Genomic DNA, 24292 nt, shown 5'->3' on the forward strand with positions numbered 1-24292 from the left:
CTGTCAAAACTCCACTCCCTTCTGAGCTTTTACGCCACTGCGAAAGTGATGTTTAACAAGAGTCATTTCGGTCACCAGGTCCGCAGCCTCGGTCAGTTCAGGTTTGGCATTGCGCCCCGTTATCACGACATGCTGCCCCTCCGGCCGCGCCTTCAGCACATCAAGAATATGAGGCAAAGAGAGATACTCATAACGCAGGGCAATATTCAGCTCATCAAGCACAACGAGCCCGACATCAGCGTTAGCAAGCGCATCAGCCGCAAAACGCCAGGCTTCTTCGCAGGTTGCAATGTCACGTGCTTTATCCTGCGTCTCCCAGGTAAATCCTTCACCCGGCGCATGCCAGGAAACAAGGGGATCGAAACGTTCAAGAGCACGCCTCTCTCCCGTATCCCAGGCGCCTTTAATAAACTGCACAACAGCAACACGGCGCCCGTAACCCAGTGTCCGCAAAGCCATACCAAACGCTGCCGTTGATTTACCTTTACCCGGCCCGGTATGCACCATCAGCAACCCTTTTTCGAGAGTTTTTGACGCTACCTCACGGTCCTGAACCTCTTTACGCTTACGCATTTTTTCACGGTGATGTGCCTCTGCACCCTGTAATGAAGACGAAAGCGTCTGATTCATAGTAAATCCTGATCTTATTTATTTAATAAAATATTTTCTGAAACAACAGAAAAAGAAAGATCACTCATAAATACTCTTTTCCCGGAAATTTATAGATTTCAAAGACTATACATCGTTAAATCACACTGAACAACCTTGCAAAGCCCTGTGGTATAGATGGCGAAAGCAGTTGTGGCTTTTCTCCCGCAGCCAGTCCGGTCAGCAGACGCAAAGGGCCACCGTGGGATAAAATGCATGATGAAACACCACTTTCTTTAATATCCTGCCAGACTGCGGTTATACGCTGCATCAGGGATAACCCGCTCTCGCCCCCGGGGGGTGCAAAACCTGCCGGATCAGCGGCCCATGCATCCAGCTGTATACGACTGATCTCACTCCAGCACTGTCCTTCCCACTCACCAAAATCCAGTTCAGCCAGACGCGGGTCAATGCGCAGCTCCATACAGGTAGTTTTGACGAGCTTCTCAGCCATATCACGGCATCGGGCCGCGGGTGAGCTGTATACCACCTGACACGAAGCCCCCTGAGCCAGCACAGACAAACCAGCAGTCAGCCTCTCCCAGCCGGGGCGCAGAGGCACCTCCTGACGACCATAGCACATACCCTCTGCGACCATAACGGGGGCATGCCGGGCCAGTAACACAGAAAAACGCTGCACACTCTTTCTCCTCAGGATTTTCCTGCCTGCTATAACCTCTGTGTCAGAATAAAAATGATCTGCTTTTCTGCTACAGACACACTTCATTCTGCCACGATCATAACAACCAGCCGGATGTGCGGTCTATGCTAGCATCATATCATGCAGGCCCTGTCATCAGAAAGCCGTGTCATTGCAAGCCAGCACGTGAAAAAATGATCCGGACACCAGACCTCGCCTGCCTCCGCATGCACCAAGTGGTGTGCCATCGCCTGCTACCAGATCAGCCAGCGGGGCATCCTCTCCCGCATCCAGCACAGAAGCATAATGGAATTCATGCCCTCGCAAACGGCTGCCAGCTTTGCCAAGCACCGTATCTGCCCGCAATGTTGCCTCCCGATACCCAAGATTTAATTTGCGCCGTGCAAATGATGTACTATGCGCAAGCAAACCGGACATAGCGTGCTTTTTTCCTTCTGCATCTTCAAGGCATTGCCCCAGCACCATATAACCACCGCATTCACCATGCACCGGGCGGGTGCGAGAAAAATGCTGAAGGCCACTTATAAAATGTCTGGCCTGCGCAAGTCCTCCGGCATGCAGCTCGGGGTATCCTCCAGGCAGCCAGCATACGTCACAGCTCTCATCAGGTACTTCATCTGCCAGCGGCGAAAAAGGCACCAGCTCTGCCCCTGCCTGACGCCAGAACATGGCCAGATGACCGTAGAGAAAAGAAAATGCATCATCCTCCGCCACAGCAATACGCTGCCCTGGCGGCGATAAAACAGCATGCCGTGTCAATTCAGCAGTCACAGGCATTGCAGCCACCGGGGCAGCCAGAGCCAGCACAGAATCAAGATCCAGCTCCTGCTCCGCTTTATCTGCCAGTTTTTCAATCCAGTCTGTCAGGGCACCATGCTCACGCGCCTGCACCAGCCCAAGGTGCCTCTCTGGTAATGATTGACCAGCCTGACGCATCAGCGCACCACATGCTGCCAGACCAGCGGCCTCGATCGCGCCTGTCGTCAGCCTGACATGACGCGGCGATGCCACACGATTAAGAACAACACCGGCAATTGTCACATCGGGGTGCCATGAAGCAAAGCCTTTAGCAATCGGCCCGACAGACTGCCCCTGCCCTGACACATCAAGCACCAGCAAAACAGGAATACCAAAACGTGCGGCGATATCTGAAGGGGAGCCACGTGCGCCCTCCGGCCCGGTCAGACCGTCAAACAACCCCATAGCTGATTCAACAATAACCAGATCAGCGTCATGTCCTGCTGCCTGCAGCAGGCAGGCCTGTAAATCAGGTGGCATACACCAGCTGTCAATGTTGAGGCCATACCGGCCCGTAATAGCCGCATGAAAAGCAGGATCGATATAATCAGGACCTGTTTTAATCGCACTCACCCGCAGCCCTCTGCGCTTAAAAGCCGCCAGCAGAGCAACTGTCAGTGTTGTTTTACCCCCTCCTGAACGTGGAGCAGACACCATGAGGGCACGTACTGTCATATGGAACTTTCTCCTGAACCCTCGAGCGCGGCAGCAACACTATTAGAGCGGGGGTGCCACAATCCACGCTGCATGGCTGACGTAAACCATGCTCGCATAGCCTCCCACGCAGCAGGGTTAACCTTTTGTAAAAAGGCGCTGCAACTCTCATCACCTAAAGTCCGGGCAAAGACCAGGTCAAACTGTCTGTCAAAGCGTGCCGGCACCGTTGCTGCAAAACCGTGCAATGCCTCGACCCCGCGTGTCATCTCGGCCGCACCGGCATATCCGTGCCGCTGCATGCCTTCTATCCAGCGCGGGTTAGCAAGCCGGCCTCTGACAATACGGGCAACTTCCTGTTCAGTCGCGCGCAGGCGGGGAGCATCAGGCCGGGACGTATCACCATGCCACAATGCCGGCCGCGCCCCGAGTGATGCCGCCGCTGCGGCAAGTCCGCCCTCATGTGCAGCATTTTCAGGGCTTTCGAGCATATCTGTTTCAGCGTAATCCTGCACATGCAAAACAGCATTCGCACGCTGCAACAAAGCAGCCAGACCTTCAATATTCTGCTGGCCATCACGCCCGCCGCCATATGTCCAGGCGGAGCCCTTCAGCCAGGCCTGCCCAAGCTCATCGGCTTTGCCCCATGTACCATTATGCAGATGCGCTTCGACACCAGTGCCATAGCTCCCCATAGCCGCACCAAATATACGGGCACCTGCCTGCTTCAGGGCATCTCCCTCAAGCCCTTTAACCGAAGCGGCAAGCGGGTTCCACTCAGCGGCCTCATCTCTCGCGGCAACAGCAGAAACGACCTGGTCAAACAAAGCAATCTGATCAGGGAAAGCATCACGAAACAAACCTGATATACGCAGTGTAACATCAACACGCGGGCGATCGAGCACCGCCAGTGGTATAATTTCAAACCCCTGCACATGCCCCGTGCCGGTTTTACGGGTTATTTCAACCCCCATCAGACGCAGGGCCAGAGCCATATCCTCTCCTCCTGTACGCAAAGAAGAAGAACCCCATAAATCCATAACCAGATGCGTCAGCGGCTCACCCTGCTCCTGCAAATGACGGGTAAGCAGCAATTTTTCCATTTTTGCAGCAAGCTGCATAGCAGAGGGTGTTGGCAGGGCACGCGGGTCGAGAGTAAAAAGATTTCGCCCGGTGGGCAGCACATCAGCCCGCCCGCGCGTTGGCGCACCAGCCGGCCCCGCCGGCACAAGGCGCCCTGCCAGCGCATCACGCAGAGCATTCGCCTCTGCCTCTGCACTTAAAGCCACACGCCGGGCAATGTCGTCACGGTCATACCCCTGACCACAGGCCTGCGAAATCGTATCGACCAGAGTGTCATAACCAGGTGCACGCTGACCAAAAATATGCAGACCATCACGGATCTGCAAATCTTTTACATCACACAAATAGGCATCAAGGCGGGCAAGTGCTTCGTCTTCATCTTCATCTCCGGGACGTACGCCACTCTCTGCCAGGACCCCGGTACGGGTTGCGCGCTCAAGAATTTCCTGTCGCAACAAGGCCCCGCGCCTGAAATCAAGCCCGTCAGCCTCAGCATACTCATCAATCAGCCTTTCCAGGATCTGCATATCTTCTGACAGACCAGCCTGCATCACCGGCGGCGTCATATGTCCGATTGTTACTGCCCCAAGGCGCCGTCTGGCTGCAGCTGCCTCACCAGGGTTATTGACAATAAACGGATAAATAACCGGCAGACCACCTGTCAGCACAGCAGAGGAGCAGGAGGGCGAGAGCGCTGCCGCTTTACCTGGCAGCCACTCAAGTGTGCCATGTGTACCCAGGTGCACCATGGCATCAAGATGACGGCAAACACGTAACCACAGATAAAACGCAATATAAGCATGACAAGGCGGACTATCAGGGTCGTGATACTGCGCTTTACGGTCAGTCGCGCGTCCTCTGTCAGGCTGCACGGCCAGTGTAATCGCTCCGCATGGCACAACACGCAAATGAAACACACCCTGATGCACGGCGGAATCATCTTCCGGTTCACCCCAGGCCGCACAGACACTCTGCATAAAGGCCGGCGGCAGTTTTTGTGTCAGCTGCCTGTACTGATCAAGAGAAAGAACAGGCCGGGGTGCCTGTTGTGTCATCATCTGCACCAGCTCTGCCTGCGTGGGCAGTATGCCTGTTTCATACCCCTCAGCCTGCATCAGCCTCAGGATGGAAGAAAGGCTGGCGAAACTATCAAGCCCGACGGCATGAGCAGTGTGACCTGTGTCACAGCCCTGCGCACCAGGCACGCCAGCACCAGGATAGTCAGACAACACAAGCCCGACCTGCCTGTGCTCAGGCAGCAGGCAACGCAGGCGTAACCAGCCCATAATACGCGCAACAGCCTGCTCTGTACCCGGAGCATAAATCTGGCGGGATGCAGGCTGACCAGGTGCAGTTTCCTCACGGAAGGAGACGGGAAAACTCGCAATGCTGCCATCAAGCTCAGGTAAAACAACCTGCATGGCCAGGTCAGCACGTGAGAGCCCTCTGGCGCTTGCCTGCCACAGTCCCTGGGTTGTGCCAGGCTGCAACAGCTGAATAACAGGCACACCGACTGAAAGAAGAGGAGACTGCCCATCCCTGTCACGGGAGGAAAATACCGTAGCATTCACCAGACAATCAGGGTGTACCTGCGCCAGCCAGTCATTAAGCGCGCCGGCTACTTTTGTATCCCGCAAAGATGTGACAAACACCATATCGACACGGCAACCATGCTGTGACAACTGACGCGCCAGCTCTTCAGGTGCGCTGTGGTCACCCACCAGCAAATGGGCGCGATAAAACACCACGACAACTCTGGCTGCTGCTCCCTCCGGCAAGGCAGCACACCAGCCAGACGGCAGCTGAAGCGGTGACGGAGCAGCAGGAAAAGTACGATAAACGCCCCAGTCTGGCAGCGGTTCAGGCGCCTGCCCTGCATCAGGCACGCCCCTGACAATGGCCTCCATGACCTCCAGCGCACAGGTCATATTGCGTGGCCCGCCATAGCGGAAAAACCCGATCAGGCGTTTTCTCTGCTCCGGATCAATCGTGGACAGAGAGGCCAGCAAAGGATCATCTTCCTCTGCCTCCCCCTCTTTCCGGCGGGTATGCACACAGTCACCAGGCAAAAACACAAGTGGCACGCCCTTTGCCCTGCACCAGCCCGAAAGCTCCTCGGCACCATAACGCCAGTAATCAAGTCCCCCAAGCAGGCGCACAACCACACAACGCGCCTGGCTCAGTGTTGTATCGATAAATAAATCGACAGACATAGGATGCCGCAGGCGTGCCAGTGGCACGACCTGTATACTGGTATGCGTGCTCTGTCCGGCATGCTCCGCGGCCCGGCGGGTAATCGCGTCACGCAGCCCCAGAAGATCTGTCTCAGTAAACGAAAGAACAATCAGCTCTGCGGGATCAAGCCCCAGATCTTCTGCCTGGTCCTGTTCATCAAGTGTGCGGTTTTCACGAACAAGAAGGTGCATAACGTGCCAGCCTGCCTTTAAGGATTATACGCCTGCCAGAGCCTGGCGCACGGCAGCTTCCTCAAGCCCTTTCTGGCCAATGACCACAATCTGGCCAGTACGCGCCCCAGCTGCAGGCAGCGAACGGTCAAATTCGTAGCGAAAACGCGTACCAACACCCTGCACGGCCAGACGCATGGCTTTACCCTGCACGGCAGCAAAACCTTTCATACGCAAAACATCAAAACGCGCGGCAACATCCTGCAAACGACTCAGAAATGTCTCAACATCTTTTTGCTCGGGCACTTCAACAACGAAACTCTCAAAATCATCATGCTCATGCTCGCCCTCTTCCGCATCATGATGGGAAGGACGTGCATCAAGGTCTGCCTCAGCTTCAGCGCCAATACCCAGCAGGATAGCAGGATCTACCCGACCCTCTGCTGCACGGATAATCTGCACCGGACGCGGAGCCAGACGGCGGATCTCTGCCTCAACTTTTGCCAGCTCCCCTGTATCAGTCAGGTCTGTTTTATTCAGCACAACCAGATCAGCAGCGTTCAGCTGGTCTTCAAACACCTCAGCCAGAGGGTTGTCATGGTCGAGAGACGGGTCAGCTTCGCGCTGGCGGGCAACGGCCTCCGGATCATCAGCAAAACGACCGGTGGCAATAGCAGGCGCATCAACCACGGTTATAACACCATCAACCGTCATACGGCTTCTTATCGTAGGCCAGCCAAAGGCTTTCAGTAACGGTTTTGGCAGCGCCAGACCTGAAGTTTCGATCACGACATGCTCTGGTGGATCCGCACGATCGAGCAATGCCTCCATCGCCGGCAGGAAGTCGTCAGCGACGGTACAGCACAGGCAGCCATTCACCAGTTCAACGACATCATCATCGCGACAGCCTTCAATACCGCAGCCACGCAAAATTTCACCGTCTACACCAAGAGAGCCAAACTCATTAACCACCACAGCAATGCGATGCCCTTTGGCATTTTGCAAAATATGCCGCAACAGCGTGGTTTTACCTGCCCCCAGAAAACCACTGATGATAGTAACCGGAACGCGCGAAGGAAGTGCTTTATTCATGACTGTTCATCCTCTCTCTCATAAAGACACGCCGGGACACGCCCCAGCACCATATCAGACAAGGCTGCCGGGCGACGCGATGGCATAACCGTACCCTTTTTACTGGCAGCATATAAACGGGCATATGTCAGTATATCTTCGGCTTTTTCAGGGCCAAGGTGGCCCATAAGCCAGGTCCAGCGCCCTTTCATGGCAATTGCAGCTGTGCACCCGCGATCACACGATGCCAGACATTCAACACCTCTGATTTCAGCAGCAGGAATTAATGCGGGATCCTGCACTTTTTCTGCATCAGTCAGAGCCAGCAAACGATCGTACAGCTGTGCACCAGGCGGGCGGTCCATAGCCGGGCCACCACGGCGACAGGTAAGGCACACATGCAGGATGGGGATATCCGGCATATCTGCTGATGAAGAGGACGCTGACATTCTGTCTCCTGACACACAGCCCCGCGCAGCAAGGGCCAGACACAACCCGGGTGCAGAAAAAAGCAGCCCCCCAGTCATGACAGAAAAAGACTGAGAGCATGCATAGCATATCGCTACACACTGGTTACAAACCGGGCACCCCGCCAGATGTAACACTGCATCGGATTTCGCTATAAAACCACCAGATTAACAAGGCTGGCTTTATATAATGGCAGGTCTCCTGGCTTATGGGCTGTCAGCCTGAAAAGCCTGCTTACGCATAGCTCAGACCAACATCATACCCTGCTCCTTCCCGCACCTGTTACAGCCGGTGGAGGCTGCCGGCAAACCGGCAGCAGAGGTATGATAAACTCACTTACAGTTGCGGGGGCAGCGACGGATTAACAGCCTGAGCCATGCACCGTTCTTCCCTTTTCATTCCTCACGGAACACCATTGCGCGGACAATGATCGTAAACCTCTTTTTTTTCAAGAGCGGACAAAATAACTAACCTGATCGAGATGTGTCACCCACAGGAGCAGGAGTAACCTTCTGCCCACTTAGAAAACAAAGTAATCGTTCAACATTTATCATAAAAATTACGCCAGATAATTTTATACATTAACTAATTTTCATTTATGACGTAAAACGATATTGTTGCCTGACACATCAGGCATTTCTCTTTCCATGCTATATCAGCAAAGAAACAGTAATCAGCATAAGAAAGAAAATAAAAGAGTTTGATTATTTTATAAAAAACATTCTACTTGATGACCAGATAGGAACAAAACCCAACGAAAATCGTGTTCTTGTTATAGGATTTTTACCATCAGGCATGGGAATAACTTCATCTATATCATCATTATATTTAAGATTTATACCTTATTACAGTGAATTTTCTATTATCGTAGGAATGATCACATCATCAATATTTGTAGGATATATACAGATAACAGCAAGAGGAGGTATTCAGAATAAAAATAAAGAAAAAAGAATTTTACTGTTAAAAAAACACAAAAATTACTTAGTTATTCTTACTTTTTTTCAATTTCAGGGATTTTAATTTCAGTTCTTTCTTTTAAATTCCCACCACAAAATGCAACTGATGAAAACTTTTTTATTCCTATGATTTTATTAATTGTATTTGCCGTGATGGGTGTTCTCGCCATACCTTTCACCTTTATGGCGCGTCGTATCAGCTGGCTGGTAAACCCACGATAACACCACCCGCTAGTCAGCACGCGACAAGGCCAGACGAAGCCCAAATGCAATAAACAAACAACCGGTAATGCGGTCGAGCACTTTCACTGTAGCTGGCTTTTTAAGCAGGTTACTTAAAGGCAAAGCCGCTGCTGTCAGCACAACAAACCACAGCACTGTCATGGCGCAATGAATAAGAGCAAGAAAAAGCGAGTATGCTGCGACAAACGCACCAGAAGGAACGAACTGCGGCAGGAATGTAATATAAAAGACCCCAATTTTAGGGTTAAGCATATTAGTCAGAAAGCCTTTACGTAAAAACTGACCAGTCGAACCTGAAATGGATTTTGCAGCCCCCTCCGCCTGAGCCATGGCCTCACGCGGGCGAAACAAAAATAACACACCAAGATATGTCAGATAGGCTGCGCCCGCCCATTTCACGCATTCATATGCCAGTTCTGAGGCTTTAAGCACTGCGCCCAGCCCCAGTGAAACCACCAGCCCCCAGATCAGCAGGCCGATAATAATACCCAGCCCGGTTTGTGCCGCAGCACGACGCCCGCCCACAGCAACAGAGCGCAACATCAGCGCAGTATCAGTACCCGGTATAACGGTCAGCACTGCTGCAGCAGCCAGAAACGAAAGCATAAGAGGGATATCAATAGTCATAACAGCGGCCTTTTCTGCTGGCTTTCGGGGATATATACTCACTGTCCAGGAGTTTTTTAATAACCTTTTTGTGGGTCATAACGCAAAGGCACATCCTCCCCCCGCTCAAAAGCACGAATAACCCCGACAACATAACCTGCCCGTGCGGTGCGAGAGGCCTCTGATGCCACATGAGGCGTAATCAGCACTCCGGGGTGCGACCATAAAGGCGACTCTGCGGGCAGCGGTTCATGCTCAAACACATCAAGCACGGCATTATGCAACGTGCCATCATCAAGTGCTCGCAAAAGATCACTCGTAACGACAAGCCGGCCACGCCCCACATTAATCAGCCCCGCTGGTTTCTGAAGCTGTTTTAAAACATCGCAGGTTATAATTCCGCGGGTCAAAGATGTTTCGGGCAACAAACACACCAGAATGCTGCAGCTGCGCAAAAATGTTTCAAGCTCTGCAGTTCCGGCGTAGCTGGTAATATGATCATAAGATTTTTTATGCTGCGACCACCCGACAACGGGAAAACCAGCCTGCACCAGGCTTTGTGCAACAGCTGAACCCAGCGCCCCCAGCCCCATAATACCAACCGGCGTCTCAGAGGACAGGCGCACCGGGGGCACACCCTGACGCGCCCATATCTGCTTATGCTGTGCGCTGTGCCAGCGTGGTGCCTCGCGCAGAAGAGAAAAGACAGCCCAGCGCACATAATCCTGCATCTGTGCAGCAGTGTCCTCTCCTCCCATACGAATAACCGGTAAATTTGCAGGCAGATCGGGGTCTGTCAGAATATGGTCAACTCCGGCTGCTACGCTCAGTATCGCTTTAAGGCGGGGCATCTGCGCAAGCCGTCCGGGTTCAGGCTGCCAGACAAAAGCATAGTCAATACTGGCCAGGTCAGCCGTTTTGTCGTGCCAGTCAATAACAGTCAGTTCAGGCATGAGGCGGTTAAATATAGTTTGCCACACCACGAAAGACCCGGGACCACCCGCTTTCACTATAAGAGATAACATATCCCCTCCCTGTTGCTTAACGAACTCCGGGAAAACAATAACGATGCAGAAAAATTAATATCTCAGGCGTAATATATTTTCATCATATAGGCACATCCGCTGAAATATGTTTAAATTACATCTTCGTGACTGGTTTTTTCTTAAAACCCGTGTTGTGAAAAGCATTTTAACTATGCAACGTTGCGTCTAACTTACGGAGATATCATGGCAGCCTTTAAGCGTCATACCCGTTCCTCTCTCAAACTGGCTCTTTTTGCCACTGTCGGAATAGGGATTGGCTGTAGTTTAACTCCCGCCCACGCTGATGACACGCCTCCTGCAGCGCCGGAAGTGCTTATGCCGGCCTCGTCATTTGCTCCATGGGGGTTTAACCTGAGTGGTCGTGATACCGCTATCATCCCGGGCAATAATTTTTTCGAATATGCAAATGGTACTTACCTGAAAGATCTGACTATTCCGTCAGATATGACCAGCTATGGACCGTTTAATGCTCTGGCTGAACTTTCACGTCAGCGCGTGCAGAACATTCTGAACGAACTTTCTGCACACCCGGTTAAAACACCGCATAGCACAGATGAAAAGCTCGGCACATTTTACGCATCCTTTATGAACGAAAAAGCCGTTGAAAAACGCGGCATCAGCCCTCTTAAAAAAGACCTGAAAACCCTTCGTTCTCTCACCGATGCACAAAGCTTTGCCACACTGTCAGGCTCAGCTTTCACATCTTTTACGACCTCTCCGTTTTCACTCAGCGTTTCACCTGACTCAAAAGACCCCACGCATTACTCAGTCTACCTTGATCAGGGCGGTCTCGGACTACCCGACCGTGACTACTACCTGAAACCTCAGTTTGCAGAACAGAGAAAAGCGTATCAGGCCTATATCACGCAAATTCTTACCCTCATCAGATGGCCAGAGCCCTCTAAAACGGCAGATGCTGTCATTGCCTTTGAAACAAAACTGGCTGAGGCACACTGGGCCCGCGCAGATATGCGAGACCCAAACAAAACCTATAACCCGATGACAGTCAGCGATCTGATTAAAACCGCGCCTGGCTTTGACTGGAAAAGCTGGATGCTTGCTGCCGGCCTGCCAGCTGAAGGCCTTGAAGCCAGCACCATTATCGTACAGGAGCCCTCAGCCATTACCGGAGAAGCAGCTGTTCTCGCCAGCACTGCCCCCGAACTGCTGCGCTCATGGCAGGCATTTCACACCGCCAGCAACGCTGCCGGTTATCTGCCTGACGAATTTGTTCAGGCAAGCTTCACCTTCCATAAAGTTCTGAGCGGTCAGCCTGCTCTGCCAGCACGCTGGAAGCGCGGTGTCAGCGCTACAAACTCAGCAATGGGCATGGCATTAGGCAAGGTTTATGTTGAGAAATTCTTCCCGGCAGAAGACCGCGCAGCTATGGAGCAGCTGACTGAAAACCTCAAAACAGCCTTCCACACCCGCCTGCAGCACAACAGCTGGATGACCCCGGCAACACGTCAGGCTGCTCTGACCAAACTCGACAGCCTGGAAATTCAGGTCGGTTACCCCAAAAAATGGCGTGACTATTCCGGCCTTGAAGTGAACCTGAAAGACCTTTACGGCAACGTCAAAAATGGCATTGCTTTCGAGTGGGCTTATGAACTGAGCCACCTGGGTAAAACAGTTGACCGTGATGAATGGGATATGACCCCTCAGACAGTCAATGCCTATAACAACCCGCTGTTTAACGAGATTGTTTTCCCCGCAGCTATTCTGCAGCCGCCATTCTTTAACGCAAAGGCCGATGCCGCCATTAATTACGGTGCCATTGGTGGCGTTATCGGTCATGAAATGACCCATTCGTTTGACGATGAAGGGCGGCAGTTTGACGAACATGGTCGCCTGCGTGACTGGTGGACTAAAAAGGACACAGAACGCTTTCAGAAACTGGCAGCCCGTCTGGGTGCTCAGTACGACGCCTTTGAAGTGCTGCCTGGTGTGCATGTCAATGGCAAGCTGACTATGGGTGAAAACATTGCTGATCTGGGCGGTCTGACCCTGGGGCTTGATGCGTATCACGCCTCACTGAATGGTGAGAAAGCTCCGGTTATTGATGGCCTGACAGGTGACCAGAGAGTCTTCCTCGGCTGGGCACAGGTCTGGCGCCAGAAACTGCGTGAAAACACAGTTAAAAGCCTGGTGGTGGTTGACCCGCACTCACCGCCGGAAGCTCGTGTAAACCTGCCCATGCACAACATCGATGCATGGTATAAAGCATGGAATGTCAAAAAAGGGGATGCGCTCTATCTCGCACCCTCTCAGCGCGTAAAAATCTGGTAACAGAACACCAGGGTCTTTCCTCTGCCAGCCAGAGGAAAGACCTTTACGTCAGGGCGTCACAACCTCATCAAGCCTGGCGGGTATAAAAAATGGTATGCCCCCCTTACCCGGGCCACGCAGCCCCTTCTGTTCTGCAACCCATACACCTGCACTGACATCTCCCCCTGAAGGCAGCCAGCTCTGCGGTGTTGTCATCCAGCTCAGCATATCATGAGCCACACGCTCACCTCCCTGATCTCTGAGCAGCAGATGATGTCCCCCAGGGATCATGTCAAAACGTACATCTTTTTTCTCAGCTCTCCTGACAGATAAATCATGCCAGACACGTGCCATAGCAAAAGCCGGCACAAGCTGATCATTATCGCCATAGACACATAGTATGTTACCCTGGTCATGCTTTGCCGCAGCCGCTGCCTGCTGCATCAGGGTTACAAGCCCCCGCAATGCTATCCACTGTGTTGTACGAAGTGTCAGCGGATCATAATAAAGACGAATAAGAGCTGCCATATTATCTGTAGCCACCACATGCACAGAGGCACTCTGTTCAGGCACAAGGGTATGCGGCGACAGCGATGCAAAAACTGATAACAGCATATCAGCTGTAAAACCCGGATCCCACACTGCCGGAGCAAGCAGAATTGTACCAGCAACAGCAGGGGCGTCAGGCTGAGCCATAAGCACCATAAGCACCGCCCCTCCCATACTTTCACCGGCAAGATATATAGGCGTACGGGGATACATTTTTTTTAGCTGGTCAATCAGTTCTCGTGTATCAGCAACCATCCGCGCAGTACCTGCCCATGCACCACGTTGTGGTGCGGCACCAAAACCACGCTGATCAGGAGCTGCGACCGTTACACCGGCCTGCGTAAAAAACGAAGCCCGGCTTTCCCATGCATCGCGACTATCATTAAAACCATGCAAGGCAAGCAACACAGCTTTTGGCTGCCCCTGTGCTTTCCAGATACGCACCGGCAACGCTGCGCCATCACTCATGGTAAATATATGGTCCGGCGCGACAAGCACAGAAGCCTGTTGCCAGCGTAGCGGAGGCTTTGGCGCAGGGGGCGCGCCTGTCGTGCAGCCACTCAGCGCTATGAACATCCAGGTCATAACACAGCCGGCAATGACCCTCTGACACCATAATTTTAACATTTTAAAAATACTCAGAGACTCTTCGCTCACGGATATGGGAAGAAGAGTGAATGGAAACATTTTGTCTGCAGGGGTATCATGCCAGACAAGAGTGCAATACCAGAAACAGATCTGGCCTGGCCAGAAGACAAGGAACAGCCCTATGCTTATTCAGGCAGAAAACCAGACACCACGCCCGCGACTGGGCTATATCGAGACTATTGTTGTCGATTCCCGCAAAATATACTGCAATGGAGGCTCTGATACTCTGGGGCACCCTGGAGTATGGCTGAAAATAGGAGACCAGCAGACTGTTTGTCCCTATTGCTCACGCCTGTTTATTCTGCAGCCTGAATAATTACTTATCAACTTAATTTACAGGTATTTTATGTCCAGTTTTCATTTCCGGCCATTACGCTCAAAGTCCCATAAAACGATTAAACTCTTCACAGCAGCCCTGTCTCTTGTCGTAGCTCAGGCAACTCTGCCTGCTTACGCACATGCAGAAAGCGGTGGTGATGTTCCGCAGATTAGCGACCTGAAGTTTGCCGCTGCAGTTCATCCTTACGCTTCTCCTGAGGCTGCACCGCAGGCAGTAAAGGATGCTTTTGAAGAAGCACAAAAAACAGACAAACTGGTTATGCTGATTTTTGGTGCTAACTGGTGCCCTGACTGCCTGATGCTTGAAGGCGCTTTAAAAAATGCATCCGTTGCACCATGGGTAAATAAGAATTTTGCCATCGCAAATATTAACGTCGATCATTTTCAGTACAATACAGACATTGCTGCAAAATTTGGCGTTAAAATTAAAGCCATTCCTCTTGTTCTGGTTATCACCCCCGCTGGCAAAGTGCTTAACAGTGACGGTACGCTGGCACTGGGCGAAGCCAGGAGTATGTCGGCACAGGCTATGGTGAATAAGCTCAACGAATGGAAAAACCGGCGATAACACCGGATGATCCGGACTTCTCACTTATCACATTCAGGGAAATGATAAATGACTCTGCCACAAGTTACTCTGAGCGATGGCACGACACTGCCAGCTATCGTATTTGGCACCTATAAACTTAATGGTGCCTCCGGCGTTGAAGCAATGAAAAATGCTATTGATGTTGGTTATACCGGGCTGGATAGTGCCTTCAACTATGAGAATGAGGGTGCTCTTGGCAGAGCCTTGCGCGAGTGTGGGCACAAGCGTGAAGATCTCCGCATCAGTTCAAAGCTGCCAGGCCGGCACCATGCCTATGATGAGGCTCTGGCAACGATTGAGGAATCTCTCTACCGTGCTAATGTTGAATATTACGACATCTACTTCATTCACTGGCCGAACCCGAAAGTGGGTAAATATGTCGAAGCATGGAAAGCACTGATAGAGGCCAGAAAACGCGGCTATGTGCGCTCTATTGCCGTCTGCAATTTTTTACCGGAACATCTTCAGCGTCTGCAGGATGAAACAGGCGTACTCCCTTCAGTTAATCAGATTGAGCTGCACCCTTATTTTCCACAGGCCGAAGCACGTGCCTGGCACAAAAAACATCATATCGTCACACAATCCTGGAGTCCCCTGGGGCGTGCTAATGATATTTTGCAAAACCCTGTTCTGAACACTATCGCGCAAAAACTGAATAAAAGCATTTCGCAGGTTATTCTGCGCTGGCACCATCAGCTTGAATGTATTCCTCTTCCTAAAGCTTCGGGTCGCAAACATCAGATTGAAAATATGTCAATTTTTGACTTCAGCCTTTCTGATGAGGATATGAAGGCTATTGCTTCTCTGGCTCGCCCTGATGGGCGCACCTTTAATCAGGATCCTTCTTTTTACGAAGAATTCTGAAACTGAATGATATTCAGAATACATTCCGTGTTATGCTTTCGTCAGATATAACAACTTACGGAAAATGTAATCTATATGGCGCTACCCACCTCTCCCGCGCTTCGTGGTCCGGTACTCCCGGCACTGATCGCCACAGCGGGAGACAGTGCCCGCCAGCGCTTTATGGAATTTTTTGCCGCGCAAATACGCAATCCTAATACGCGGCGGGCTTATGCAAGAGCTGTTTCCGGTTTTCTGTCCTGGTGTGATGACCATCATATCCGCCATCTGCCCGACATCACTCCGTTGCATGTTGCAACCTGGGTGGAGCTGGAAAACCGCAGAGTGTCAGCACCCAGTGTGAAGCAGGCACTGGCTGCCCTTAAACATATTTTTGACTGGCTGGTAACCGGGCAGATTATACCAACAAACCCGGCAGCCTCTGTACGTGGGCCTGCACATAGTGTGCGCGTTGGTAAAACACCTGTGCTTGAAGCTCATGAAGCACGGGCCTTACTGGATTCTATAGATACATCAACCAGTTCGGGCCTGCGGGACAGAGCTTTAATTGCACTCATGGTTTTTTCATTCGCGCGCATTGGTGCTGCTTTATCTATGCGGGTAGAGGATGTCTTTATTCAAAATCGCCGCCTGTGGGTACGTCTGAACGAAAAGGGTGGAAAACAACATGCCATGCCATGCCACCACACACTTGAAGAGTATCTGCATGCTTACCTTGACGGTACAGGACTGGCAGACACCCCAAAAAGCTGGCTTTTTTGCACAATTAAACGCGGAACAAAGCATTTTTCTCAAAACCGCCTGGAACAGCCTGATGCCTACGCCATGGTCAGGCGCCGGGCAAAAGCCGCCGGTATCAAGACAGCAATAGGCAACCATACATTTCGGGCCACTGGCGTAACCACTTACCTTAAAAATGGTGGTACCCTCGAAAATGCGGCCGCTATGGCCAACCACTCCTCCACCCGTACGACGCAGCTTTATGACCGCAGACGGGACGATATCTCACTTGATGAAGTAGAACGCATCAGATTATAGCGACATCGAGGTGCTGGTCATTAAACGTGATTGTTTCTGGCCCATCTGGCAAATAACCTGAGGGGATTGCTTTGGACGCGTTTATTGCTCCGGAGGTTTAAAACCGGAGCATTTTGTACCTGATGTATATGATTTGGTTGCGGGGACCTGCGGCCAATGAAAAAGCTGAGCACCGATACCGAACGGCAGATCGTTGATGAAGGCAATAAGACGACGTATCAGGCCGTTTTCATCGAATTCCTATTTCTCGTTGCCATAGAACCGGAAACACCGCTCTTCCTCGTCATGCCACTCATAGGCAAAACGCACTGAGATCCTGTTCTCCCTGTGCCCGGACCTCCTTTGACATGAGATTACCACACTCAGAAGGCATAAATTTAATATTTATAACCTATAGCACCTAAACGGAAAAAACCCTCATAAGAGCCATCAGGAAAATCAACTTCCCATCACTCTGATGTCAGAAATAAATTACAATAACCAGAAGATCTTCTATCCCGCCGGATGATTAAAAAATGGTGATGTATGGCGAAAAAAGCTTCCCTTTCGATAAGTCACACTACGTTCTTTATTCTTGCGGCCCTATTACTCGGTATGCCAGGTCATGGAAATGCACAGGATCGTCGCTACATTCGTGAGCCAGAACTGCCTGCCCATGTCTGCGTAAAGCTCACATCAGACGATGTACCCGATGCGCACAACCTCCAGGAAGCCATTAATCACTGCCCTTCAGGTCAGGCAGTTCATCTGACCAAAGGTCTCTTTGTTAGTAACCCACTGGAAATGAAATCAGGCGTGTCGCTCTGGCTGGATAAAGGGGTTATTTTAGCTGCTACTTCAGACCCTCAGGCTTATGATCGTGGCACAGGAGCGTGCGGCACCCTCGACAATAAAGGGAAAGGCTGCAAGCCCTTTCTGACATTCCAGGACTATAGCGGTGGAGGCATTTATGGCGATGGGGTTATCGATGGTAACGGCGGCCAGGTAATAGAGGGCAAAGATGAAACATGGTGGCAACTGGCACGTCGCGCGCAACGCGAGCATAAACATCAGAATGCCCCACGCCTCATTCAACTTAACAACACCCGCGATGTCACCTTCTACCGTGTAACTTTACGCAATTCTCCTAATTTTCATGTTGCTATGAATGGGGTAAAAAGAGCGACCTTCTGGGGCGTAAAAATCGACGCACCAGCCAGCGCCCGCAACACCGACGGCATTGATCCTGGTAATTCTGAGGATGTTACCATCACTCAGAGCTTTATCCGTACAGGCGATGATAACATTGCCATTAAAGCTGGGCCAAATGGAGGAACACATAACATCTCCATCACCGACAACCACTTCTACCAGGGTCACGGTATGTCTATTGGCAGCGAAACACAAAATGGTGTGCATGATATTCTGGTCCGCAATCTGACACTGGACGGAACAACCTCAGGCATTCGCATTAAAAGCGATGTAACGCGAGGAGGACTGGTAGAGCACATCCTCTATGAGGATGTATGCATGCGCGCAAACCGGTGGGCTGTAAATTTCGATACCAGTTATGATAAAGAAGCTGTCGGATCTGCTATTCCTGTCTATCGTGATATCACTCTGCGACACGTAACGAGTGACGGTGGCCAGTTGGTAGCGCATGGGTTTGATAAGGAACATGCGCTTGATATTACGCTTGATGGTGTGCATTTTCCTGAAAAAAACCAGTGGGATATCAGTAATACCCAGCTGCATACAGGCCCCTTACAGGAAGGAGCCCCTGATTGCTCAGCTCAGTTCGTCCCATTCCCAGAAAACTCTCCGAAAACTGTTTATACTGTCGGTAGTGGAAAAAGCTTTACCAGTATTCAGAGTGCTCTTTCAGCTGCTCCGGATGGATCCACCATTGCGATCTATCCCGGCACGTATCGCGAGGTAGTACATGTTACACGCCCTGATATGCACCTGATCGGCATGGGACGCACGCGTGAGGAGACAGTGATTGAGGGGGACCGTGCCGCGTTTGAAAGTGGTGGCACCGGAAAATCTGCAATCGTCTTTGCCGAAGGCGATGGTGACACGCTCGAGCATCTGACAATCACTAACCGCTTCCACTGGAAGCATCCGGATATTACGAAAGACGCCCAGGCTCTGGCTCTTTCAGCAACAGGAGACCGTCAGCATTTTTCTGATCTGCATCTTACAGGCTATCAGGATACACTTCTGGCAGCCAGTCACGGATGCAGAGAAGACAGAGATTGCCACCCTGCACGCCAGCTTTATCAGGATAGCCGGATTGATGGTGCAGTAGATTTTATTTTTGGCGATGCTCTTGCCTGGTTCGAAAGAGTGGAATTACACGCCCTCGGACGCCCATTTGTCATACTCACGGCCCAGGGGCGGCGTAGTGCGGATCAACCCAGCGGCTATCTGTTTCATCAGTGCAGCATTACTGCCGACAATGATGTTAAGGAAATCAGTCTTGGGCGGCCATGGCGCGACTACGCGACCGTCGTTTATAAAGAATGCAGGATGGACCCGCGTGTACTCCCCTCAGGCTTTACGGAATGGAACCACCTCAACCGGTTAACTACAGCTCGTTACGGTATTGTGGATGCCAGTGGAACCGGTGCAGCTAAAGGACCACGCGAGCCACACATGCTGGCTGTCAACAAAGAACTCCGTCAAATGATATCAACGCCTTCTGTTTTTTGGAAAAACAGCCTTTGAAAAACTTATGATTACCGATCAGAGGATAATTTTTAACCGACACAAATCATGATACTTCTACAAAAGAACAGTACTTATGTTTTTAGTTTAAAAATCATACTCTCAGTAATGACCTTACCTCTTCCCCCTCAGGCTGCGGCACTCGTCGTGTTATACTGGCGGCAAGCTTCAACATAGGCGTAAGAAACATGGGCAAATTTACGCGCCTGCCACTGATGGTAGTCGCGTACAAGCCGGGCTGATATCCAGCTTTTTCGGCCTGTTTTACCGAAATCGTTTTCTGTCTCGATTTTTTTCAGAAGCCGCGCGATATTCCCACGCGAAACGCCATAACGCTGCGCCATAGCATTGGCACTGTCGAGGACAATTTCTATCCGTTCTATGTCGCCTGCGGGTGATTCTGTTACAGACTTAGTCATTTCATTCAGAACGGACATGCCCACCGTTGTGCTGACAAGTTGTACAATAGACTGCGGTGGTGCTCTTAAAAAAGCATCCTGCAGCATTAATCTGGCAAAAATCGGGTGCATGTGATTAAGGATTTCTGGCGTTACACGTGTAACCTCACTCCTGCCCGCTCCGTCAATCTGGTCAAGCGCCTGCAAATTGACGCTAAGATAGACATGGAACATCTGCTCAGAAAAAGCGCTCATCTGATAAGCGCGCACCCGGCCATCCTGACTGGGAATGGCTTCTATATAGCCAAAATTCTGAACTTCCTTGAGGTAATTTGTAACCGTATTCGGGCTGACCATACTGCTATCTTCAATCAAACCATACAGGTTGGTTGCGGTCAGCGGGGGAGCTGAAGGGTCAACCCGTCGCTGAAAATGTAACAAAAGAGCCGCATGCGTCAAAACCCATCGTCTTACATCGGCCACGTAACGCACTTCACGCGGCATCTGCTTGTGAATGCTCAGTAATGCCTGATTGCAGAAAGCCAGACATTTCATGAAATGCGGCAATCCAGCGAGCGCCTGAGCTTCATAAACCGGTATATCGCCTGTCATACCCACCTCTGCACTTATCCTTCCCATGCGATGACACAGTCAGTTGCCTGCTGCCCCCAACATCGCGTTTGTCGCATTTTTGGGGATACCGCAAAATCAATCTTGATACGATATAAAAACTAATCAAAAACAAGGAAATATTGTGTTTAGCCGATCATCTTTAATGAGATCGGTTCGTTGATCATTTCCACTCTGCAGAAGCACCTCTTCCATATCCAGCCCCACAGAACTGAAGACTGACTGATGACTTTGACAACCCGCACGCTTCTTCTTGGCATAACCGCCCTCACCCCCGGCTTTGCCTGGGGACAGGCCCTGCCCACGGGCGGCACCTATGTAGCGGGGTCTGGCAGTATCAGTACGACAGGGGGCACCACTACAATCGACCAGTCATCCGCACGCGGGGTCATTAACTGGCAGGGCTTCTCCGTCGGAGCAGGCGCCTCGGTCCGGTTCAACAACGGCAGTGGCGCCACCCTCAACCGCGTAACGGGTGCGCAGTCTTCCTCCCTTTTGGGGCATATAGGCGCCACCGGCACGGTCTTCCTCATCAATCCCAATGGCGTAGTGATAGGGCCTGGCGGAACAGTAGTGACCGGCGGCAGCTTTATCGCCTCCACGCGTGATACGCCCAACAGTACGTTCATGAAGGGGGGCAACGTCATTCTGTCCGGCAGCTCTGCCGGCACTGTCACCAATGCGGGCAAAATCACCAGCACCAGCGGCAATGTAGTGCTGGTGGGGGCCAGCGTCAGCAACAAAGGTACGGTCAGTGCTGCGGGCGGCACGGCGGCTCTGCTGGCGGGCAATCAGGTGGTGCTGAGCGAGGTCGATGGCCCATCGGGCATTTATATCGTGGCAGACAGCAAGGCAAAGGGCAACGTAACCAACACCGGGCGGATCAGGGCTGCCGCCGCCACGCTGGCCTCGGCCGGTGGCAATGTCTACGCGCTGGCGGGCAACCGTGAGGGGCTGGTGCAGGCCACCGGCACCACAAGGGTGAACGGGCAGGTCTGGCTGAGCGCACCCCACGGCACAGTAACAGTTGAAAGCACAACGCTAAAGGCCACCAGTGTCGATGGCTCAGGGGGTATCATCCGCGCCAATGGCAGGGCCGTGAACCTTCGCGGTAAAGCCGTGCTGAATGCCTCGGCCAGCAAAGCCGGACGTAAGGGGGGCCATATCCTTGTCGGCACCGACAGCATGGGCGGCACCAACCTGGCCCGCAGCACCACCCTGGCTTTGGGCGTTACCCTGAAAGCAACCGGAAAAGGCACAGGAGCTGGCGGCACAATCGAGACCTCGGCCCACACACTGGCCGTGGGAGCTGCTACCATCAGTGCCGGGCCTGGTGGCAGCTGGCTGCTCGACCCTGATGACCTGACGATCGACAGTAACGCGGCCAGCACCATCAATAGCGCACTTAACAGCGGTACCAATGTAACCGAGCAAACCTCGGCCGCCACCGGCAACATCGCTGGCACTGGCACGAGCAGTGCGGGCAATGGAGATATTCTGCTCAACGCCGCTCTGAGCTGGAACAGCGCGGCCCGCCTGATCCTGTCCTCCTATCACTCCATCACTCTCAATGCCGATATCACCGTGGGCGGCGCGGGTAAGCTGACCCTGACCACCAACAACAACATCGGTGGCACTGGCACAGGAGATGGAACTCTGAACTTCGGCACCTCCAGCGTCCGGTTCACCAGTTCCTCCCTGACCGCCGCCAGCACAACGAGCAACAGCCCGCTGACCATCGATGGTCATAGCTACACACTGATTACCAGCCCCGGCGATTTACAGAATGCCGTTGGCGTATCGGGCTATTACGCTCTGGCCAGACCGCTCGACATGAGCAGTATCAGTAATTTCACGCCTCTGACGCCCGGTGGCTTTACCGGCACCTTTAACGGGCTGGGTAATACCATCTCAAACCTCGTGATTAATAATAGTGGTGCCGATTCTGTCGGGCTATTCGGGCAGGTAAGCACGGGTGGAACCATCAGGAATGTCGGCCTTATTCAAGCAAATGTGACCGACTACGGCGAAGCGACAGGCAGTCTGGCCGGCGTTAATGACGGCACGATCAGCAATGTCTACGCGACTGGGAACGTGACTGATGACGGCGACAACAAAGGCATCTCTAACACCGCAAGCAGTAATAGCGGAAATGCCGCGGGCGGTCTGATCGGAGTTAATGAGGGAACAATCAGTGATGCTTACGTGACAGAGAACGTGACCCAAAATAGTATCCTCGGTGGTCACGCTACGGTGGGCGGTCTGGTCGGCCTTAATTACTACGGCACGATCAGCAATGTCTACGCAACGGGAAATATGAGGAGCACCAGCTACAACGGGGAGACTGGCGACCTGGTCGGCTATAATTACTACGGCACGATCAGCAATGCCTACGCAACGGGGAACGTGAACGGCACCGGCGGCACCGGCACCACCAAGACTGGCGGCCTGGTCGGCTCTAATTACTACGGCACGATCAGCAATGCCTACGCGACAGGAAATGTGACTGGCAGCGCCCTCAGCGAGGTTGGCGGTCTGGTCGGCTATAATAGCGGGTCGATCAGCAATGCCTACGCAACGGGAAATGTGACTGGTCGCTACGGCCCTGCAGGCGGCCTAGTCGGCTATAATTACTACGGCACGATCAGCGATGTCTATGCAACGGGAAATATGACTGGTAACTACCTTCCGGGCGCTCTGATCTGCGTTAATTACGGCACGCTCAACAATGCCTACTTTGACACCAGTACTTCCGGCACCACAGTGGGCATTAGAGCGGGCAACATGTCGGGCGGCAAGGGCCTGACTACTGTGCAGTGGCTGACCGAAGGGCCGATGGTTAGCGGCAGTCCTTACAGCTTCACCGATCCGGGTGCCTGGGTTTCAGGTTCGCCTTATCCGATACTTGCCGCCCTGCCCCATATTGTGATCAGCAGCACAGGGGCACAGACTTACGGGCAGAGTGCCTTTTCTGTCAGTAGTCTCACCTTCACAGATCAGAACAGCAATAACGCATCGTCCCTCGTGGATACAAGCAACCTGAAATGGTATAGCCCGCTTCTCTCATCGACGAGCAATGCCGGAACAACGGGGGCCATGTATGGCACCGGCGCCACGGCAAAGGGTTATCAAATCACCTATCAGGCTACTGATACTGTCAGCAAGGCCGCCCTGGCCATTACCGCCCTGAACCAGACCGGCATCTATGGACAGAACCCCTCACTGAATAATACTGACTTAAAAACCAGTGGTCTGGTCAATGGCGATACCGTTAGCGGGGTCAGCCTCTCCACAGCCGCCACAAACCTGAGCAACACAGGCGCCTACGCCCTTACCGCCAGTAACGCACGCGGCTCAGGGCTGAGCAATTATGCCATCACCTATCAGAGTGGCACCTACGACATTACACCCGCGGCCCTGGCCATTACCGCCCTGAACCAGACCGGCATCTATGGACAGAACCCCACACTGGATAAGGCTGACTTTAAAACCAGTGGTCTGGTCAATGGCGATACCGTTAGCGGGGTCAGCCTCTCCACAACCGCCACAAACCTGAGCAACACAGGCGCCTACGCCCTTACCGCCAGTAACGCACGCGGCTCAGGGCTGAGCAATTAT

19 protein-coding genes and 1 riboswitch are annotated in these 24292 nt (G+C 52.3%); of the genes, 7 read left to right on the forward strand and 12 right to left on the reverse strand.

Going from position 1 to position 24292, the window contains the following annotated elements:
• Nucleotides 1-3 precede the first annotated feature (3 nt).
• The 9 genes from cobO to GOB58_RS06850 all read right to left on the reverse strand — a co-directional run bounded on the left by cobO (nt 4) and on the right by GOB58_RS06850 (nt 10621).
• Nucleotides 4-630 (reverse strand): cob(I)yrinic acid a,c-diamide adenosyltransferase, encoded by a 627-nt coding sequence (gene cobO, locus GOB58_RS06815; protein ID WP_173559677.1) that lies wholly within the window; start codon nt 628-630, stop codon nt 4-6.
• Between the two features lie 115 nt (nt 631-745).
• Nucleotides 746-1288: a histidine phosphatase family protein gene (locus GOB58_RS06820; protein WP_086555150.1), complete on the reverse strand. Its 543-nt coding sequence runs from the start codon at nt 1286-1288 to the stop codon at nt 746-748.
• A gap of 156 nt (nt 1289-1444) precedes the next feature.
• Complete coding sequence (locus GOB58_RS06825; protein WP_173559678.1) at nt 1445-2782, reverse strand: cobyrinate a,c-diamide synthase; 1338 nt, start codon at nt 2780-2782, stop codon at nt 1445-1447.
• On the reverse strand, nt 2779-6270 hold the full coding sequence (gene cobN, locus GOB58_RS06830; protein WP_173559679.1) for a cobaltochelatase subunit CobN: 3492 nt from the start codon (nt 6268-6270) through the stop codon (nt 2779-2781). Before cobN ends, GOB58_RS06825 begins: the two co-directional genes overlap by 4 nt.
• A gap of 24 nt (nt 6271-6294) precedes the next feature.
• Entirely contained in the window at nt 6295-7341 is a 1047-nt protein-coding gene (gene cobW, locus GOB58_RS06835; RefSeq protein ID WP_173559680.1) for a cobalamin biosynthesis protein CobW, read from the reverse strand.
• Entirely contained in the window at nt 7338-7769 is a 432-nt protein-coding gene (locus tag GOB58_RS06840; protein WP_173559681.1) for a DUF1636 family protein, read from the reverse strand. The genes cobW and GOB58_RS06840 overlap by 4 nt, the downstream gene beginning before the upstream one ends.
• 193 nt (nt 7770-7962) lie before the next feature.
• A riboswitch (cobalamin riboswitch) is annotated at nt 7963-8220 on the reverse strand.
• A 562-nt stretch (nt 8221-8782) separates the two neighbouring features.
• A complete protein-coding gene (locus tag GOB58_RS13210) occupies nt 8783-8917 on the reverse strand; it encodes a hypothetical protein (protein ID WP_265792874.1) in 135 nt (44 codons plus the stop codon).
• A 61-nt stretch (nt 8918-8978) separates the two neighbouring features.
• The gene (locus tag GOB58_RS06845) at nt 8979-9617 is read right to left on the reverse strand and encodes a LysE family translocator (RefSeq protein ID WP_173559682.1); all 639 of its coding nucleotides are present in this window, start codon (nt 9615-9617) and stop codon (nt 8979-8981) included.
• Nucleotides 9618-9673: 56 nt separating this feature from the next.
• Complete coding sequence (locus tag GOB58_RS06850) at nt 9674-10621, reverse strand: 2-hydroxyacid dehydrogenase (protein WP_173559683.1); 948 nt, start codon at nt 10619-10621, stop codon at nt 9674-9676.
• Nucleotides 10622-10825: 204 nt separating this feature from the next.
• On the opposite strand from GOB58_RS06850, the gene GOB58_RS06855 reads away from it, so the two are divergent.
• The gene (locus tag GOB58_RS06855) at nt 10826-12931 is read left to right on the forward strand and encodes a M13 family metallopeptidase (RefSeq protein ID WP_173559684.1); all 2106 of its coding nucleotides are present in this window, start codon (nt 10826-10828) and stop codon (nt 12929-12931) included.
• Nucleotides 12932-12979: 48 nt separating this feature from the next.
• Here GOB58_RS06855 and GOB58_RS06860 read toward each other — a convergent pair whose 3' ends face one another.
• Nucleotides 12980-14044, reverse strand: a complete 1065-nt coding sequence (locus GOB58_RS06860; RefSeq protein WP_242005248.1) for an alpha/beta hydrolase — start codon at nt 14042-14044, stop codon at nt 12980-12982.
• A 184-nt stretch (nt 14045-14228) separates the two neighbouring features.
• On the opposite strand from GOB58_RS06860, the gene GOB58_RS06865 reads away from it, so the two are divergent.
• The 4 genes from GOB58_RS06865 (at nt 14229) to GOB58_RS06880 (ending at nt 16937) form a co-directional block, all read left to right on the forward strand.
• Nucleotides 14229-14423: a zinc-finger domain-containing protein gene (locus GOB58_RS06865; RefSeq protein WP_086555142.1), complete on the forward strand. Its 195-nt coding sequence runs from the start codon at nt 14229-14231 to the stop codon at nt 14421-14423.
• Between the two features lie 30 nt (nt 14424-14453).
• Nucleotides 14454-15014 carry a thioredoxin family protein gene (locus GOB58_RS06870; protein WP_173559686.1) on the forward strand — a complete coding sequence of 187 codons (561 nt, stop codon included), beginning with the start codon at nt 14454-14456 and terminating at the stop codon, nt 15012-15014.
• A 48-nt stretch (nt 15015-15062) separates the two neighbouring features.
• On the forward strand, nt 15063-15899 hold the full coding sequence (locus GOB58_RS06875) for an aldo/keto reductase (RefSeq protein ID WP_173559687.1): 837 nt from the start codon (nt 15063-15065) through the stop codon (nt 15897-15899).
• A 75-nt stretch (nt 15900-15974) separates the two neighbouring features.
• Nucleotides 15975-16937 (forward strand): tyrosine-type recombinase/integrase, encoded by a 963-nt coding sequence (locus GOB58_RS06880; protein ID WP_173559688.1) that lies wholly within the window; start codon nt 15975-15977, stop codon nt 16935-16937.
• 240 nt (nt 16938-17177) lie between these two features.
• Here GOB58_RS06880 and GOB58_RS13345 read toward each other — a convergent pair whose 3' ends face one another.
• Nucleotides 17178-17297: a DUF1348 family protein gene (locus tag GOB58_RS13345; protein ID WP_408736585.1), complete on the reverse strand. Its 120-nt coding sequence runs from the start codon at nt 17295-17297 to the stop codon at nt 17178-17180.
• Nucleotides 17298-17462: 165 nt separating this feature from the next.
• Between GOB58_RS13345 and GOB58_RS06895 the strand changes: the two genes are divergently transcribed.
• Nucleotides 17463-19646, forward strand: coding sequence for a pectinesterase family protein (locus tag GOB58_RS06895; RefSeq protein ID WP_173559690.1), 2184 nt, complete (start codon nt 17463-17465; stop codon nt 19644-19646).
• Nucleotides 19647-19774: 128 nt separating this feature from the next.
• Here the strand turns inward: GOB58_RS06895 and GOB58_RS06900 are convergent, their stop codons facing one another.
• On the reverse strand, nt 19775-20656 hold the full coding sequence (locus tag GOB58_RS06900) for a hypothetical protein (RefSeq protein ID WP_173559691.1): 882 nt from the start codon (nt 20654-20656) through the stop codon (nt 19775-19777).
• 243 nt (nt 20657-20899) lie between these two features.
• Here GOB58_RS06900 and GOB58_RS06905 point away from each other — a divergent pair.
• Nucleotides 20900-24292: beta strand repeat-containing protein (locus GOB58_RS06905; RefSeq protein WP_173559692.1), on the forward strand; the 3393-nt coding region annotated here is incomplete at its 3' end.

The sequence above is a fragment of the Acetobacter thailandicus genome (genome assembly GCF_011516655.1).
In the GTDB taxonomy this organism is placed as follows: Bacteria; Pseudomonadota; Alphaproteobacteria; order Acetobacterales; family Acetobacteraceae; genus Acetobacter; species Acetobacter thailandicus.

What these genes read in the sequence shown, in the direction of transcription:
- GOB58_RS06860 (WP_242005248.1), bottom strand. Translation starts at nt 14,044, where the DNA reads ATGACCTGGATGTTCATAGCGCTGAGTGGCTGCACGACAGGCGCGCCC.
- GOB58_RS06825 (WP_173559678.1), bottom strand. Translation starts at nt 2,782, where the DNA reads ATGACAGTACGTGCCCTCATGGTGTCTGCTCCACGTTCAGGAGGGGGT.
- GOB58_RS06900 (WP_173559691.1), bottom strand. Translation starts at nt 20,656, where the DNA reads ATGACAGGCGATATACCGGTTTATGAAGCTCAGGCGCTCGCTGGATTG.
- GOB58_RS06850 (WP_173559683.1), bottom strand. Translation starts at nt 10,621, where the DNA reads ATGTTATCTCTTATAGTGAAAGCGGGTGGTCCCGGGTCTTTCGTGGTG.
- GOB58_RS06880 (WP_173559688.1), top strand. Translation starts at nt 15,975, where the DNA reads ATGGCGCTACCCACCTCTCCCGCGCTTCGTGGTCCGGTACTCCCGGCA.
- GOB58_RS06870 (WP_173559686.1), top strand. Translation starts at nt 14,454, where the DNA reads ATGTCCAGTTTTCATTTCCGGCCATTACGCTCAAAGTCCCATAAAACG.
- cobO (WP_173559677.1), bottom strand. Translation starts at nt 630, where the DNA reads ATGAATCAGACGCTTTCGTCTTCATTACAGGGTGCAGAGGCACATCAC.
- GOB58_RS06875 (WP_173559687.1), top strand. Translation starts at nt 15,063, where the DNA reads ATGACTCTGCCACAAGTTACTCTGAGCGATGGCACGACACTGCCAGCT.
- GOB58_RS06845 (WP_173559682.1), bottom strand. Translation starts at nt 9,617, where the DNA reads ATGACTATTGATATCCCTCTTATGCTTTCGTTTCTGGCTGCTGCAGCA.
- GOB58_RS06855 (WP_173559684.1), top strand. Translation starts at nt 10,826, where the DNA reads ATGGCAGCCTTTAAGCGTCATACCCGTTCCTCTCTCAAACTGGCTCTT.
- GOB58_RS06840 (WP_173559681.1), bottom strand. Translation starts at nt 7,769, where the DNA reads ATGTCAGCGTCCTCTTCATCAGCAGATATGCCGGATATCCCCATCCTG.
- cobW (WP_173559680.1), bottom strand. Translation starts at nt 7,341, where the DNA reads ATGAATAAAGCACTTCCTTCGCGCGTTCCGGTTACTATCATCAGTGGT.
- cobN (WP_173559679.1), bottom strand. Translation starts at nt 6,270, where the DNA reads ATGCACCTTCTTGTTCGTGAAAACCGCACACTTGATGAACAGGACCAG.
- GOB58_RS13210 (WP_265792874.1), bottom strand. Translation starts at nt 8,917, where the DNA reads ATGGCGAGAACACCCATCACGGCAAATACAATTAATAAAATCATAGGA.
- GOB58_RS06895 (WP_173559690.1), top strand. Translation starts at nt 17,463, where the DNA reads ATGGCGAAAAAAGCTTCCCTTTCGATAAGTCACACTACGTTCTTTATT.
- GOB58_RS06865 (WP_086555142.1), top strand. Translation starts at nt 14,229, where the DNA reads ATGCTTATTCAGGCAGAAAACCAGACACCACGCCCGCGACTGGGCTAT.